The sequence below is a fragment of the Bartonella sp. AA86SXKL genome (genome assembly GCF_042196885.1).
Genome location: NZ_JBHIRE010000002.1, coordinates 87322 through 103000 on the forward strand (window position 1 = coordinate 87322; position 15679 = coordinate 103000).

Consider the following 15679-nt stretch of genomic DNA (forward strand, 5'->3'; position numbering starts at 1 on the left):
TTCGAAAGGAAAAACTATGGATATTATTTTACTTGAGCGCATTCCTCGTCTTGGTCAGATGGGTGATATTGTCTCAGTTAAAGATGGTTATGCGCGTAATTTTCTCTTGCCTCAAGGTAAAGCTTTACGGGCAAATGAAGCTAATAAAAAACATTTTGAGGTACAACGTGCACAACTTGAAGCACGTAATCTTGAACGCAAAAGCGAAGCGCAAAAAATTGCTGAAAAACTTGATGGACAATCATTCATTGTTGTTCGTTCTGCTGGTGAAACGGGACAACTTTATGGTTCTGTGTCAACACGTGATATTGCTGAAATCATAACAGATGAAGGCTTTTCTATTGGAAGAAATCAAATCGAACTTAATCATCCAATAAAAATGATCGGTCTTCACACTATCACTCTTAGTTTACATCCAGAGGTTCAAATTTCTGTGATTATTAACGTTGCGCGTTCTACCAGTGAAGCACAACGCCAAGCAGAAGGTGAAACTCTCACTTCGGCTAAAGAAATATATAATATTCCAGAAGAATTATTAGAAGAAAGTCAGGAAGAATTATTGGCAGAAGAAATTAATGACAACGATATAAACAGTTCTCATCAAGAAGCTTAATTGCTATTTTTTCTTTCTGTTTTATATTTTTTATTCCATTATAAATATCGCTCATAAAATACTCACACTTTAAAAGTGAGTATTTTATGGCTATCGTACATAAAGAACCTAATTTTTATGAAAGAATTAGAAATATACTATTTAAAGGCATTACATGCCGAGAATGATAATATCACTAAGAGGAAATGTCTTTTGTTTTCCAGCATATAAAGCAAAAATAATTTAAAGTTCTACCCTTAAGGCTAAAGTTTGTATGAGCGTTAAGTTGATTATATCCTCACATGATCTGAAATAATTTCAGTTATAAAAAAATAATTCTACTTACACAGATATTGGAATTTTAAGGTTAAGTAACTTAAAAATACTTAAATTTAGAGTAGCAAAACTTCCACTTTAAAATCACATATTATAAAATAAAATAGATAGACGTTATATAAATAATACACAAATGATAAATGAGGAACGAAAAGAGAGTTTCAAAAAATTATATAATTTTAACTTAAAATGAAGATTTGTCGCTCTATTCTTTTAATTATACGATTTTCAATTTATCGCCTAAAGTAGCTAGACTTAGAATTTTAGTGGAAAAATATTATGGAAGAAACTAACGTTGTTAATGTCAGCTCTTCAAAGAAAGAGGATTCTCCTTCTTTTCGGCAACTTCCGCATAATATTGAAGCTGAACAGGCATTGCTTGGTGCCATCTTTATAAACAATGATTCTCTTGACCGCGTTTCAGATTTTCTAAAACCAGAACATTTTTTTGAACCATTGCATCAAAAAATTTATCATGTTTTATCTCATCTTATTAAAACAGGAAAACGTGTAGATCCAGTTACAATCAAGCCCTATATCCAAATGGAAGAAAAAATTGGAGATATTACTGTATACCAATATGTTGTTCGCTTAGCCACAGAGGCAGTCACTATTATTAACGCTGAAGATTATGGACGCGTCATTTACGATCTTTTTATCCGACGGTCTTTGATTGACCTTGGAACTCAAGTTGTCAATACAGCCTTTGATGCTCCTGTAGAACTCACGCCTACCCAACAAATTGAAACTGTTGAAAATCAGTTATTTGAGCTAGCAGAAAAAGGGAAATATGGAGGTGGATTTGAAAATTTTAATGAGGCTATTAAAAAAGCTATCGATATGGCAAGTGCTGCGAAAAAGCGCTCTTCACAATTATCAGGGATAGCCACCCATATTAAAACACTTGATGAAAAAATGGGAGGATTACAAGCATCTGACTTAATTATCCTTGCGGGCCGCCCTGGTATGGGTAAAACTTCACTGGCTACCAATATTGCCTTTAATATTGCTAATGCTTATAATCGTAATGCCAATATCCAAGAAAATGAAGGCGGCATTGTAGGATTCTTCTCACTTGAGATGTCATCCGAACAGCTTGCAACCCGTATTATTTCTGAACAAACAGAAGTCTCTTCTTCTGATATTCGGCGTGGTAATATTTCAGATGAACAATTTTCAAAAATTATTCGTGCGGTGAACCAACTACAAAAGGCACCCCTTTATATTGATCAAACTGGTGGAATATCAATTACGCAATTAGCTGCTCGTGCGCGGCGTCTCAAGCGGCAACATGGTTTAGATATCTTGTTTATTGACTATATCCAACTCATGACAAGCAGTTCAAAGCGTTCATCAGAAAATCGTGTTCAAGAGATCACAGAAATTACCACAGGATTAAAAGCATTAGCGAAAGAATTGAATATTCCTATTATCGCTCTCTCTCAACTTTCACGTCAAGTAGAAAATAGAACAGATAAACGTCCACAGCTCTCAGATTTACGTGAATCTGGTTCAATTGAGCAAGATGCCGACATCGTTCTGTTTGTCTATCGCGAAGAATATTATCTCAAAAATGAAGAACCAAAACTAAACACTTTGGAACATCAAAAATGGCTAGAAATAATGGACAAAGCTTTTGGAAAAGCTGATGTTATTATTGCAAAACAGCGCCATGGTCCGACAGGAATCGTTCCCCTTGCCTTTCAATCTGACTTCACACGCTTTAGTGATCTGGCCGATAGTAATTATCTTCCAGAGCAAATTGGTTAAATCAACATGACGCGCAATCGTATTCAATTTATCTGTCAAAATTGTGAAACCATTCTTCTCATTAAAAAATGTAGTTCTTATCAAGAATGAAATTTCTTACAAAGAATCATTTTTCAATGATTCTAGCCGCCGTTATTTGCTATTTAATAACATTCTTCTTGCATGAAATGATAACACATCTCTTAATGTTGTAAGTGGGGTACATATATTAAAATCCATAGCTAATCTAAATCTTTCTATATTGTTCCTTCTTTTACAAAACTCCTTCTCACAAGACACTCATTTTCTTGTTTTTAAATTCAAAAATAATTGCTGCTGTTGTGCAAGGCTGACTATTATGTAGAATATCAGAAACTTTCCTCTTTATAGGACAACCTCTAACCTTTTAACAAAAATATTTTCTAATCTATCTGAAAAATTACCCTAGTTACCGCAATATAAAAAACAAGCAGTGTTTTAAATACTACAGCACAGAGAAAATTCTACAACATGCAAAATATTCTTGATATAAAATTGCATAAAAACTGATATCTAACAAAAGGAAAGTGTATAATTATGCTAGAAAAAAAAGAAGACTGCGATAGTAGATTTGACAGTCTTGATGAAGCTATCAAAAGAGTTGTTGATATAGCAAGTGCTGCAAAAAAGCGCTCTTCGCAAATATCAGGGATAGCGACTCATATTCAAACACTTGATGAAAAAATGGGAGGATTACAACCATCCGACTTAATTATCCTTGCGGGACGCCCTGGTATGGGTAAAACTTCACTTGCTACCAATATTGCCTTTAATATTGCCAATGCTTATAATCATAATGGTAATATCCAGGAAAATGAAGGCGGCGTTGTAGGGTTCTTCTCACTTGAAATGTCCTCAGAGCAGCTTGCAACACGTATTATTTCTGAACAAACGGAAGTCTCTTCTTCTGATATTCGACGTGGTCATATTTCAGATGAACAATTTTCAAAAATTATTCGTACGGTAAATCAGCTCCAAAAGGCACCCCTTTATATTGATCAAACTGGAGGAATATCAGTTTCACAACTGGCTGCCCGTGCTCGGCGTCTCAAGCAAAAACATGGTTTGGATGTCTTAATTATTGATTATATCCAACTCATGACAAGTGATTTAAAATACACATCTGAATATCGTATTCAAGAAATCACTGCAGAATTAAAAGCTTTAGCAAAAGAATTAAATATCCCTATTATTGCTCTTTCACAACTTTCACATCAAGTTGAAAACAGAACAGATAAACGCCCAAAACTTTCAGATTTAGGTGGATTTGGTTCTATTGAGCAAGATGCCGACATCGTTCTGTTTGTCTATCGCGAAGAATATTACCTCAAAAATGAAGAACCAAAGTTCGGTAGCCTTGAACATATGAAATGGATAGAGACAATGGACAAAGTTTTTGGAAAAGCTGATGTTATTGTTGCAAAACAACGTCATGGACCGACAGGAATCGTGCCACTTGCCTTTCAGTCTTCTTTCACACGATTCAGTGACCTGGAAGATAATGATTATCTTCCAGAGCAAATTGGTTAAATCGATATGGCGCGTAATCGTATTCAATTTATCTGTCAAAATTGCGGAACCATCCATTCTCGTTGGGCAGGGAAATGTAGCGCTTGTGGGGAATGGAATTCTCTTATCGAAGAAACTATAAATAGCGGCATAGGAAGTGGTCCTAAGCAGAATGCTCGTAAAGGACGCATTGTCACACTCACATCTCTTTCTGGAAATATCGAAGATGCTCCACGTATTCATTCTGGTATTGCTGAACTTGATCGTGTTACCGGTGGGGGCTTTGTCCGTGGATCAGCACTCCTTGTTGGAGGTGATCCGGGTATTGGTAAATCAACATTGCTGACACAAACAGCCGCTGCTTTATCACGTAAAGGATATAATGTCATCTATGTTTCAGGTGAAGAGGCTATTGCGCAAATTTGTCTGCGCGCACAAAGGCTTGAAGCTAACAATACAGAAGTGAAACTTGCTGCTGAAACCAATGTTGAAGATATTCTGGCAACCTTAAGCGAACATAAAAACCTTGATATGGTGATTATCGATTCGATTCAAACCCTATGGTCAGATACAGCAGATTCAGCACCTGGCACTGTCACACAAGTACGTATCGGTGCTCAGGCAATGATCCGCTTTGCCAAGAAAACAGGAGCCGCCGTTGTTCTTGTTGGGCATGTTACAAAAGATGGACAAATTGCTGGTCCTCGAGTCGTTGAACATATGGTTGATGGCGTTCTCTATTTTGAGGGTGAAGGAGGACATCATTATCGCATTCTTAGAACTGTAAAAAATCGCTTCGGACCAACAGATGAAATTGGTGTCTTTGAAATGTCTGATAAAGGATTACGCGAAGTGATAAATCCATCTGAATTATTTTTAGGGGAACGTAATGAAAAAGCACCAGGCGCTGCTGTTTTTGCAGGAATGGAAGGGACTCGCCCGATACTCGTAGAAATTCAAGCGCTTGTTGCTCCTTCTTCCCTTGGGACACCAAGACGTGCGGTTGTCGGATGGGATGGAAATCGCCTTTCTATGATTCTTGCCGTTTTAGAAGCCCATTGTGGCATTCGTTTTGGACAGCATGATGTCTATCTGAACGTAGCAGGTGGATATCGCATATCAGAACCCGCTGCTGATTTAGCTGTAGCCGCTGCTTTGGTATCTTCTCTTGCCAATATCGCATTGCCAACGGATTATGTATATTTTGGTGAAGTTAGTCTTTCAGGAGCTACCCGCGCTGTTGCACATTCAGCACAGCGCATCAATGAAGCAAAAAAACTCGGCTTTCAAGGAGCCTTTCACCCCACAACAACAACCGAAATGATGAAGTCGCTCAACTTTCAACAAAAAACTTTCTCCGACCTTCCCGAACTCGTTGCTACTCTTACCGTAAGTAAAAAATGATCTGCACCACAGATATGATAATATAGAAAAAACTCTATAAAATACAAAAGATCCTTGCTATAAGAACAAAAAATGGCATAACAAAAAATATATTTGCACACAGACTTAAAAGAACACAACTTTATGTATAAGGAACAAACAAATGATCATAACAATCCTTGATGGAATTGTCGTAGTAATCATCCTGTTGTCCGCTTTTCTTGCTATGCTTCGAGGATTTTCACGTGAAGTGTTATCGTTGATTTCTTGGGCAGTTGCAGCTGTTACGACACTGTTTTTATTCAAACCTGTCTTACCTTTCTTTGAACAATATCTCTCTAATAAAATGATTGCATTGATCACAACATTGGTCACAATTTTTATTGTTGTTCTCATTATTACTTCAATTATTACAATGAAGATCTCTGATTTTATTATTGATAGTCGAATTGGTATCCTTGACCGTGCTATTGGTTTTATTTTTGGAGCACTTCGTGGTTTACTTATCATGGTCATCGGTATGTTACTGCTTAATGCACTGATTAAACCCGAGCTTCAAGCGAATTGGTTAAAAAATGCAAAAACAAGGCCTATTTTAGATTCATTGGGACAAAAAGTTTGGGAAATACTCCCAAAAGATATTGGATCTGTTCTCGAAAAGACGGAAAATTTGTTTAAAGACAGCAATAAACATACGTATGAGCAACACTCTCATGAAAAGATAATTTTCAAAAAATAGAGAATAGTTTTTCATGAGGAAAGAGAACTAAATGATGTAAAATGTGATATTAATGATTCCTCCATATCACAACTGAAAGAATATGATGATAAAAAGCGATGTTTTCTGTCAAGAATTTTCATTAGATGATGATACCCTTCATGAAGAATGTGGAGTTTTTGGTATTCTTGGGCATGAAGATGCCGCAACATTAACAGCTCTTGGACTCCACGCACTTCAGCATCGTGGGCAAGAAGCAGCTGGGATTGTTTCTTACCATAATAAAATATTTCATCAAGAAAAGCATTTAGGTCTTGTTGGCGATCACTATACAAACCCTGCAACACTTGCGCGCTTACCAGGAAATCGTGCTATTGGACATACCCGTTATTCAACAACTGGAGAAGTGGCATTACGCAATGTTCAACCCCTTTTTGCTGAATTGAAAGTTGGAGGTATTGCTATTGCGCATAATGGTAATCTTACCAATGGTCTCACATTACGCCGTGAACTCATCGCTTCTGGTGCTATCTGTCAATCAACGTCAGATTCAGAAGTTTTTCTCCATCTTATCGCCCGCTCACGTTATGAATCGTCCTCTGATCGTTTTGTTGATGCGATTCGGCAAGTAGAAGGTGGGTATGCTATGTTAGCGCTCACACGTACAAAGCTTATTGCGGCACGCGATCCAACAGGAATTAGACCTCTCGTGATGGGGGAACTTAATGGTAAGCCTATTTTTTGTTCTGAAACTTGTGCTCTTGATATTATTGGAGCAAAATATGTCCGTGATGTTAAAAATGGAGAAATCATCATATGTGAAATACAAAAAAATGGGGAAATTACGAAAAAAATTATAAAACCAGAAAATGAGACACCAGAAAAGCTTTGTTTATTTGAATATGTTTATTTTGCCCGCCCGGACTCAATCGTTGGAGGGCGTAGTGTTTATACAACACGTAAAAATATGGGAATTCGTTTAGCACAAGAAGCCCCCTGTAAGGGTGATGTTGTAGTTCCTGTTCCTGACGGAGGAACACCTGCCGCAATTGGCTATGCACAAGAAATTGGAATTCCCTTCGAGCTTGGTATTATTCGTAATCACTATGTTGGCCGCACTTTTATCGAACCAACACAACAAATTCGCGCTTTTGGCGTCAAGTTAAAACATTCGGCAAACCGTCCTGTGATTGAAGGAAAACGTGTTATTCTGGTTGATGACTCTATTGTGCGTGGAACAACATCCCTTAAAATTGTACGAATGCTTCGCGATGCAGGAGCAAAAGAAGTTCATATGCGCATTTCTAGCCCTATGATTTTTTATCCTGACTTTTATGGTATTGATACACCTAAAGCTGAAAACCTTTTAGCAAATCAATATCCAAATTTAAAATCTATGTGTGATTTTATTGGAGCAGATTCATTAGAATTTCTTTCAACGGATGGATTATATCTTGCTGTAGCAGGGGAAAAACGGAATAACGCCGATCCACAATTTACTGACCATTATTTTACTGGATATTATCCTACGCATCTGGTTGATCAAGAAAATCTCTCCAAAATTCATCAATCATCTGTTCTTAAAACAAGAGATTAATGATGACAAAACGTGACTTTAGTCTCCATGGGCGTGTTGCACTTGTTACTGGCGCATCAAGAGGGATTGGCTATTATTTGGCACTCGAGCTTGCTGCACGCGGTGCTCATATTATTGCTCTTGCACGAACAGTCAGTGGACTTACTGAATTAGATAATCAAATCCGAGAAAAAGGAGCTCATGCAACCCTTGTTCCCCTTGACTTGCATCATATGGAAAACATCGATACCCTTGCTATCTCAATTGCCAAACGCTGGAAAAAACTTGATATTATCGTTGCAAACGCAGGAATTCTTGGAACACTCTCACCAATAGCGCATATAGAAAACACGGTATTTGAAGATGTTTTTCAAATAAATCTTTTCAGCCAATGGCGCTTAATGAAAGCCGTTGAGCCTTTATTACGTGAATCTGATGCTGGACGAGCCATCCTGTTATCCTCAAGCGTTGCGCATGCTGCGCGCCCTTTCTGGGGAGCTTATGCAGCCTCTAAAGCGGCTTTAGAGGTGATTGCCCGCTGTTGGGCAGAAGAACTCAAACAAACCCCTATTAAGATTAATTGTGTCAACCCTGGTGCCACACGCACTGCCATGCGCGCTGAAGCTATGCCCGGTGAAGATCCACAAACTCTTCCTTTACCACAAGAGGTTGCAAAAAAGATAGTCCATTTGTTATCACCTGATTTAAAGGAAACTGGAAAACTCTTTAATGTCCATAAAAATCGGTTTGTAGATTATCATGTACCTGATTGATCATCATATGAGAAGTAAATCGTTTGACTCTCTCTTTTTCCTGTGCTTTTCGACAGAAGAATGAAGCACTTTATAATTCTTGGATAGCTTTAGCATCAGCCTTTTTCTCTTCTAAAGTAGCACGTTTATTATAAGCGATAAAACTACAAGGGAGAAAAATCATATAGCTAACAGCTGTAATCAATAAAGTTTCCCATGTGTAAGTCGCAAGAAAACCGACATAAATAACAATGACCAACATGCAAGGTATAACGATATCGCGCCTTAAATTTTGATCAATTGTTTTTGCATTCCATACCGGTAAACGACTAATCAAAAGAAAAGCAATAATTACAGTATAAAGACTAAAAAATAATGCCCACCCCCAATTGGGGACCAAACCAAGAGTGCCTAAATAGGTAGGCAATAAAAGTAATAATGCTCCTGCTGGTGCTGGAACACCAACAAAATAACTTCTCTGCCACTTAGGTATATTGGGGTTATCTAACATCACATTAAAACGTGCTAATCGCAAACAACAAGCAACACAATAAACAAGGGCAGCAACCCACCCAATATGATTCGCTTGATTCAAGATAAAAGAATAAACAATGAGTGCAGGGGTAACACCAAAATTTATAACATCAGCAAGAGAATCCATCTGTGCCCCAAAAGATGAACTACCATCTATTAAACGGGCAATGCGACCATCAGCACCATCTAAAACTGCGGCCAAAAGCACCATTAAAATAGCAGCTTCATAGCGATGTTCAAAAGCCAAACGAATGCTGCTCATCCCTGCACAAATTGCTAAAATAGTAATGATATTGGGAATGACATACCGCATTGATGTAGGTGAACGCCGCCGATTTGCAACATCATCATGCTGCCCCTCAGGATTGAATGAAGAAAATGGCGAAAAATTTTTCATTGTGAGTCCTAATCGTATCTGAAGTCCGTTGTGGCACTCTTATCATCAAAAGAACCCAAAACTGTTTCTCCAGCAATTGCTGTCTGTCCAACTGCAACACGCAATTTCATTTCAGTTGGTATATAAACATCAAGGCGAGAACCAAAACGAATCAATCCAAATCGCTCACCAGTCATAACGGCATCGTTTTCTTTTGACCAGCAAACAATCCGGCGCGCAACCATTCCCGCTATTTGTACGACACCAATTTTACCATGTTTGCTATCAATTACCACCCCATTACGCTCATTAAACTGACTAGCTTTATCAAAGTCAGCATTGGTAAATCGACCTGGATGATAAACGATAGACTCTACTGTACCACTGATAGGAATACGATTAATATGGCATGAAAAAACATCCATAAAAATGGAAATACGGATCATTTCATCTTTCCCTAATCCTAATTCTTCAGGTGGAACACATGATTCCACAAATGAAATACGCCCATCTGCAGGCGACATAACCCAATTTGAATTCAAAGGGATCACACGATCTGGATCACGGAAAAAGTATACACACCACACCGTGAGAACGAGACCAAACCAAAACAACGGACTCCATATCCAACCAAGAATGAGCGAAATAACAAAAAACGCTACAATAAAAGGATAACCTTCTTTATGAACCGTTACAAAGCTATTATGGAAAGATTGCAGAATACTCATATAATTTCCTATTCATCGTAAACTTAAACAAGCAACAAAGCTTTTTGTTCCTCTTGTGTCTTTTTATGTATTTAATCAATCACTCCATATAAAGATATAGATTACATTTTGCTCTATTTATTTTTTACGATTAACAACACTCGTCTCATCTTCTTCACGCATTTTACGTAATTTTTCTTCTGCTTGCGATGCTTCAAGCTGCTTATTCCACATTGAAGCATAGAGACCTTTCTTGCGTAAAAGCTCTGTATGCGTCCCATTTTCAATAATACGACCACTTTTAAGAACTAAAATTTCATCCGCATTGATAACAGTAGAAAGACGGTGCGCAATAATCAATGTTGTACGTCCACGGCTTACAATATCCAATGCTTGTTGAATTTCCTGTTCCGTCGCCGTATCAAGAGCCGCCGTTGCTTCATCTAGAATAAGAAGTGGAGGAGCTTTTAAAAGTGTCCGTGCAATAGCCACGCGTTGTTTTTCACCACCTGATAATTTGAGACCTCGCTCTCCTACCATAGACTGAAAACCTTCCGGTAAAATTTCAATAAATTTTGATATTTGTGCCATTTCAGCAGCTTTGCGCATCTCTTCATCTGTAGCACTTGGACGCCCATAGCAAATATTATAGGCAATTGTATCATTAAATAACACCGTATCTTGTGGGACCATGCCAATCGCTTCACGCAAACTCTTTTGTGTTACGTCACGAATATCCTGCCCATCAATTGTGATAGAGCCTGCATCAACATCATAAAACCGAAAAAGCAACCGAGAAATAGTAGATTTACCGGCACCCGATGGACCGACAATAGCGACTGTTTTTCCTCCAGGAACTTCAAAATCAATATCTCTGAGAATCTGACGTCTCGAATCATAGGAAAACTTTACCTGATGAAAACAAATGGTCCCATCGCTTATCTCTAACGGTTTAGCATCCGATTTATCAACGATCTCTTTCTGAACATCTAAAAGATCAAACATTGCTTCAATATCCGTTAAACCTTGTCGAATATCACGATACATTGAACCAATAAAATTTAGTGGAATGGAAAGTTGCATTAAAAGCGCATTAATAAAAACAAAATCTCCTAAAGTTTGTGTCTTATAAAAAACTTCATAAGCTGACATCAGCATCATGATCGTCATTCCAATACCAAAGATAAGAGTCTGACCAAAATTAAGCCAGCTTAAAGATGTCCAAATCTTTGTTGCGGCTTTTTCATAACCTACCATAGAAGCATCAAATCGATCGGCTTCTAGAGTTTCATTACCAAAATATTTGACCGTTTCAAAATTCAAAAGAGAATCAACAGCGCGAGTATTCGCCTCAGTATCCGCTGTATTCATTTTTTGTCGAATGCGAATACGCCAATCACTCGCCTTAATGGTAAACAAAATATATAATCCAACCGTTACAACAACAATGAGAAGATAATGCCACCCATAACTTATATAAAATACCAGTGCCGTTAATATAAATTCTAAAACTGTTGGTACTGTACTAAGAATTGAAAATCTTACGATCGCTTCGATTCCTTTTGTTCCACGCTCAATCACACGAGAAAGCCCACCTGTTCGGCGTTCCAAATGAAATCGCAAAGATAACTCATGCATATGTACAAAGGTTTTATAAGCTAATTGACGAACAGCGTATTGACCAACAGTGGCAAACAGGGAATCGCGTAATTGATTTAATCCAGCCTGCATAATACGCGCGACATTGTATGCCAAAACAAGCATGATGGGAATAATCCAACTGGATGGGAACCATTCAGGTAGCTGAAAGCTTGAATCAAGCACATTCGTAGAATATTTAAATAAATACGGTACAGATATGAGAACGAGCTTAGCCAAAACAAGATAAAATATTGCCCATAGCACACGCATTTTTAGATCACGCCGCCCTACCGGCCACATATAGGGCCATAAATTGTAAAGTGTGTGCAGAGTCTTCCCTGTATCTGATGATACAGTTTTTGTCATTTCATTGCGTTTCATAAAGTCCTTACTTCTCTATCATCCGCACAAACAGGCAAAATACCCTCTGTGGTTATTTATAGATTCATCTCTTCATTATGGCTTCCAATAAGCTATACCTACCTGTTTTTTGAAGTTAGACTGTTTTTGAAAAAGGAACAAGAAATAATCCACTATACAATTTATTATTTTGATCTGTATTTTCATACCACTCTGCTGCAAATAAATTTTCAACTTTTACATGTTTTTTTTTCAATTCTGCCTGAAGCCACTTTTTTGTTTTACCAATCTCTTTAAGTCCCTCATCAATAACTTCACCATTTTCTATTAAAATCGTCGATTTCTTTCCCTCTTCCTTTTTAATGACAGTGAAATCACCATTGGTTTCCAAACGAACAAAAGCAGCTTCATGTAAGTGACACCCTTTAAGACGTAACATCGTAATGAGATCATTAATATTGATCCCTAAGCTCTTAATCTTATCCATTTGGAAAACTCCATCTAAAACTAATGTGACATTCCGCCCTGCAATAAGACGACGAAAAAAAACTGAATAGCGTGCAATAAAATTAAAAGATGTAATCAAGGTTTGCCAGATGAATAAAACAAGCAATAATTGAATGCTACTAATATTCTGATTATAAATAACTCCTCCAATAATACCTCCCATGACAAAATTACTGACCAAATCAACTGGTGTCATCTGACTAAGACTCCCCCGCCCCGTCGTTCTTAAAATAAATAAGAAGGCAACAAGACCTACAGCCAGTTTAAGCGCGATATATCCATAATGATATAAAAATTCCATCATATTCTCCTTTTTTATGAAGCTGCAGGAATAGAGAAATTAAAATCGTTTTATTTCCCACACAGTTATGCGCTCACCACTCTGCGGATCCTTACTGTCTTTTAAAAGAACCCCCTCGGCTGCAAGCTCATCACGAATTGTATCCGCTGCTTCCCACTCTTTATTATGGATAAGTCTTAGTCTTTCGGCAATGCGCTGATCAATAAATTTTGTATCAAGGAAAGTTTTTCTCATAAATAATGGGCAATCTATTTCTTTAATCCATTCTTGTCTTAACAGTCCTAATAAATTCATCCCATTCAGAAGAGCCAAAGCATTTCCTTCTTTATAAAATTTTCGCAAAAGAGTCAGTGCTTTTGGAGTATTAAGATCATCACTAAGTGCATCTATCAAAGTATCATCAATTGCTTCATTGTTTTTCATCTCACTCTTTTTGCTGCGAAGCCATTCATACCAACGATACAGTTCGCTGCTCGATTGTATTAAACGCTGTGCTGTCCAATTTAATGGTTCACGATAATGCGTTTGCAACATCGAAAAACGCGCAGACAAACCAGCCCAATTTTGCTTCATTTCATCGGTTAAAATACCATTAAACTCCCCCAAATTATTCTCTAAAACAGAACGAATAGTTATGAAATTGCCAAAGCTTTTCGACATCTTTTTGCCTTCAACTTGTAAAAAACCATTATGCATCCAAAAATTAGCCATTCGCTCCGTCCCAAAAGCTGAACAACTTTGTGCAATCTCATTTTCATGATGAGGAAAAATTAAATCAATTCCACCACCATGGATATCAAAAACATTGGCGGTCGGATCATCACAGGTTAAACCACCGCCATAGGGCGCTAATAACTTTGCCATTGACATTGCAGAACATTCAATATGCCAACCTGGACGACCTAAAACAGGAATTCCGCCCGGTGATTTCCAACCTGGTTCTCCTTCCACAGAAGGCTTCCACAAAACAAAATCCATCTCTTCCCTTTTATAAGCAGCAACATCGATACGCGCCCCCGCCCTCATTTCATCTAAAGAACGATTTGCAAATGCCCCATAATGGGGAGGATTTTTTATGCTACTTACAGAAAATAATATATGATTTTCCGCTTCATAAGCGTGCCCCTTTTCAAGCAACCTTTCAATTAAAGAGCGCATCTCCTCTAAATGCTCAGTGGCGCGTGGCTGACTGGTTGGCAACAGACAACCAAGTGCTATGGTATCTTGCTGAAACTGAGAATATGTACGTTCTGTTAAGTGACGAATAGCCTCATTCAATGATACGTTTGGATATTCGCTAGCTGCTCGTGCATTAATTTTATCATCGACATCTGTAATATTACGTGCATATAGAACATGCTCATTGCCATAAACATGACGCAATAAGCGAAATAAAATATCAAAAACAATAACAGGACGTGCATTTCCTATATGCGCATAATCATAAATTGTCGGTCCACAAACATAAAGGCGTACTCTTGTCGCATCTATTGGTGTAAATTTTTCTTTTTTACGTGTTAGCGTATTATAAAATCGCAACTCTTTCATTTATTGACTCCATGGACGATATTATGCACCGATCCTTTTAGATGTATCTTATCTCAAATCATTGTATTACGCGGTTTAAGCTAAAAACTTGTATCTTATAGTAAATTCTTCTTACCATTTTCCCATTGTATTTACGGCTGTATCCATCGTTTATCATAAAAACAATCTATTTTATTTGATTGGACAAAAGCGTTCTATCATTAGAGATGCTTTCTCTCCTTAAAGAAAATGAGCTTAGAAAAAAATCTATAGGCAATACAATATAAATCTATGTGAAAAATAGATAGTTTGCAGAAAGAAAATCTTAAATTTTTAACCACACAAAGCTTCGTCAGTATTTTCAATATTCCACAATGGGTTCCTTACTGCCTCTTACGCCCTATATTTTATAATCAATAATTGAGAATAATGTAGCAATTAACTTTATTTTTACACCGTTCTCATGACAAAATTATTTTATCTTTACAGAGTTTTATTCAAAGAAAGCAATAAAAATAATGCGGTATAGATTGATGAACATCATTATTTTAATATTTCTTGTCATTTCAATGCCAACCTTTGCACAACAATCTCCACCTTATGAAAAAAAATTACTCCGACTAGCAGAAATTTTGGGATCATTGCATTCTCTCCAAAATCTTTGCGAGCCTCCAACAAACCAATGGTATGACTATATGAATGCACTGATTGAAGCAGAACGCCCCATTCCACAAAGACGTGCTTATTTTTATGAAGCGTTTAATGAAGCGTATCGTGCTTTCTCAGAAAATTATCATCATTGTACACAAGCAGCCATTGAAGCCAACCAAAGATACATTGAGGAAGGAAGAATTTTATCTGAAAACCTCCTCATGCATTATAAATAATTAATCTATACAAAAAGTAGCTCTCTCAATCTTAGCGATATCAATGATACTCCTTTCACAAATGCGGGGAGCAATAAACCAGCTCTGAAAATAGAGAGACGTTTAAAGAATAATGTCTTGATACGCTTTTATTCATATGCGCCTTTTTCCCCATACAAAACTGTTCTTTGGCTTCCTCCCCACAC

General features: G+C 37.3%; 12 protein-coding genes and 1 pseudogene. 8 read left to right on the top strand and 5 right to left on the bottom strand.

Features of this window, described 5'->3' with window-relative positions:
* Positions 1-16: 16 nt before the first annotated feature.
* The 7 genes and pseudogenes from rplI (at position 17) to ACFIO5_RS01650 (ending at position 8675) form a co-directional block, all read left to right on the top strand.
* Entirely contained in the window at positions 17-613 is a 597-nt protein-coding gene (gene rplI / locus ACFIO5_RS01620; protein ID WP_375636273.1) for a 50S ribosomal protein L9, read from the top strand.
* A gap of 594 nt (positions 614-1207) precedes the next feature.
* Positions 1208-2698 carry a replicative DNA helicase gene (locus tag ACFIO5_RS01625; RefSeq protein ID WP_375683972.1) on the top strand — a complete coding sequence of 497 codons (1491 nt, stop codon included), beginning with the start codon at positions 1208-1210 and terminating at the stop codon, positions 2696-2698.
* Between the two features lie 603 nt (positions 2699-3301).
* Positions 3302-4246, top strand: a pseudogene (locus ACFIO5_RS01630) (DnaB-like helicase C-terminal domain-containing protein); the annotation flags it as partial.
* A 6-nt stretch (positions 4247-4252) separates the two neighbouring features.
* On the top strand, positions 4253-5629 hold the full coding sequence (radA, locus tag ACFIO5_RS01635; protein WP_375612937.1) for a DNA repair protein RadA: 1377 nt from the start codon (positions 4253-4255) through the stop codon (positions 5627-5629).
* 142 nt (positions 5630-5771) lie between these two features.
* Positions 5772-6347, top strand: a complete 576-nt coding sequence (locus ACFIO5_RS01640) for a CvpA family protein (protein ID WP_375680269.1) — start codon at positions 5772-5774, stop codon at positions 6345-6347.
* Positions 6348-6429: 82 nt separating this feature from the next.
* The gene (purF, locus tag ACFIO5_RS01645) at positions 6430-7923 is read left to right on the top strand and encodes an amidophosphoribosyltransferase (protein WP_375683971.1); all 1494 of its coding nucleotides are present in this window, start codon (positions 6430-6432) and stop codon (positions 7921-7923) included.
* Positions 7924-7925: 2 nt separating this feature from the next.
* Positions 7926-8675, top strand: coding sequence for an SDR family NAD(P)-dependent oxidoreductase (locus ACFIO5_RS01650; RefSeq protein WP_375613045.1), 750 nt, complete (start codon positions 7926-7928; stop codon positions 8673-8675).
* A gap of 70 nt (positions 8676-8745) precedes the next feature.
* On the opposite strand, the gene pssA is transcribed toward ACFIO5_RS01650, so the two are convergent.
* The 5 genes from pssA to cysS form a co-directional block, all read right to left on the bottom strand.
* A complete protein-coding gene (pssA, locus tag ACFIO5_RS01655; RefSeq protein WP_375611225.1) occupies positions 8746-9585 on the bottom strand; it encodes a CDP-diacylglycerol--serine O-phosphatidyltransferase in 840 nt (279 codons plus the stop codon).
* An 8-nt stretch (positions 9586-9593) separates the two neighbouring features.
* Positions 9594-10292 carry a phosphatidylserine decarboxylase gene (locus ACFIO5_RS01660; protein WP_375612939.1) on the bottom strand — a complete coding sequence of 233 codons (699 nt, stop codon included), beginning with the start codon at positions 10290-10292 and terminating at the stop codon, positions 9594-9596.
* A gap of 117 nt (positions 10293-10409) precedes the next feature.
* On the bottom strand, positions 10410-12293 hold the full coding sequence (locus ACFIO5_RS01665) for an ABCB family ABC transporter ATP-binding protein/permease (RefSeq protein WP_375620728.1): 1884 nt from the start codon (positions 12291-12293) through the stop codon (positions 10410-10412).
* 115 nt (positions 12294-12408) lie between these two features.
* Positions 12409-13080 carry a DUF421 domain-containing protein gene (locus ACFIO5_RS01670; protein WP_375705067.1) on the bottom strand — a complete coding sequence of 224 codons (672 nt, stop codon included), beginning with the start codon at positions 13078-13080 and terminating at the stop codon, positions 12409-12411.
* Between the two features lie 39 nt (positions 13081-13119).
* A complete protein-coding gene (cysS, locus tag ACFIO5_RS01675; protein WP_375701134.1) occupies positions 13120-14628 on the bottom strand; it encodes a cysteine--tRNA ligase in 1509 nt (502 codons plus the stop codon).
* A 497-nt stretch (positions 14629-15125) separates the two neighbouring features.
* Here cysS and ACFIO5_RS01680 point away from each other — a divergent pair, with 497 nt between their 5' ends.
* Positions 15126-15494, top strand: coding sequence for a TIGR02301 family protein (locus ACFIO5_RS01680; RefSeq protein WP_375612942.1), 369 nt, complete (start codon positions 15126-15128; stop codon positions 15492-15494).
* The last annotated feature ends 185 nt before the right edge of the window (positions 15495-15679 follow it).

Coding starts and splice junctions, on each gene's coding strand:
- rplI (WP_375636273.1), top strand. CDS start 17: ATGGATATTATTTTACTTGAGCGCATTCCTCGTCTTGGTCAGATGGGT.
- ACFIO5_RS01640 (WP_375680269.1), top strand. CDS start 5,772: ATGATCATAACAATCCTTGATGGAATTGTCGTAGTAATCATCCTGTTG.
- ACFIO5_RS01665 (WP_375620728.1), bottom strand. CDS start 12,293: ATGAAACGCAATGAAATGACAAAAACTGTATCATCAGATACAGGGAAG.
- pssA (WP_375611225.1), bottom strand. CDS start 9,585: ATGAAAAATTTTTCGCCATTTTCTTCATTCAATCCTGAGGGGCAGCAT.
- ACFIO5_RS01650 (WP_375613045.1), top strand. CDS start 7,926: ATGACAAAACGTGACTTTAGTCTCCATGGGCGTGTTGCACTTGTTACT.
- cysS (WP_375701134.1), bottom strand. CDS start 14,628: ATGAAAGAGTTGCGATTTTATAATACGCTAACACGTAAAAAAGAAAAA.
- ACFIO5_RS01680 (WP_375612942.1), top strand. CDS start 15,126: ATGCGGTATAGATTGATGAACATCATTATTTTAATATTTCTTGTCATT.
- ACFIO5_RS01625 (WP_375683972.1), top strand. CDS start 1,208: ATGGAAGAAACTAACGTTGTTAATGTCAGCTCTTCAAAGAAAGAGGAT.
- purF (WP_375683971.1), top strand. CDS start 6,430: ATGATGATAAAAAGCGATGTTTTCTGTCAAGAATTTTCATTAGATGAT.
- radA (WP_375612937.1), top strand. CDS start 4,253: ATGGCGCGTAATCGTATTCAATTTATCTGTCAAAATTGCGGAACCATC.
- ACFIO5_RS01660 (WP_375612939.1), bottom strand. CDS start 10,292: ATGAGTATTCTGCAATCTTTCCATAATAGCTTTGTAACGGTTCATAAA.
- ACFIO5_RS01670 (WP_375705067.1), bottom strand. CDS start 13,080: ATGGAATTTTTATATCATTATGGATATATCGCGCTTAAACTGGCTGTA.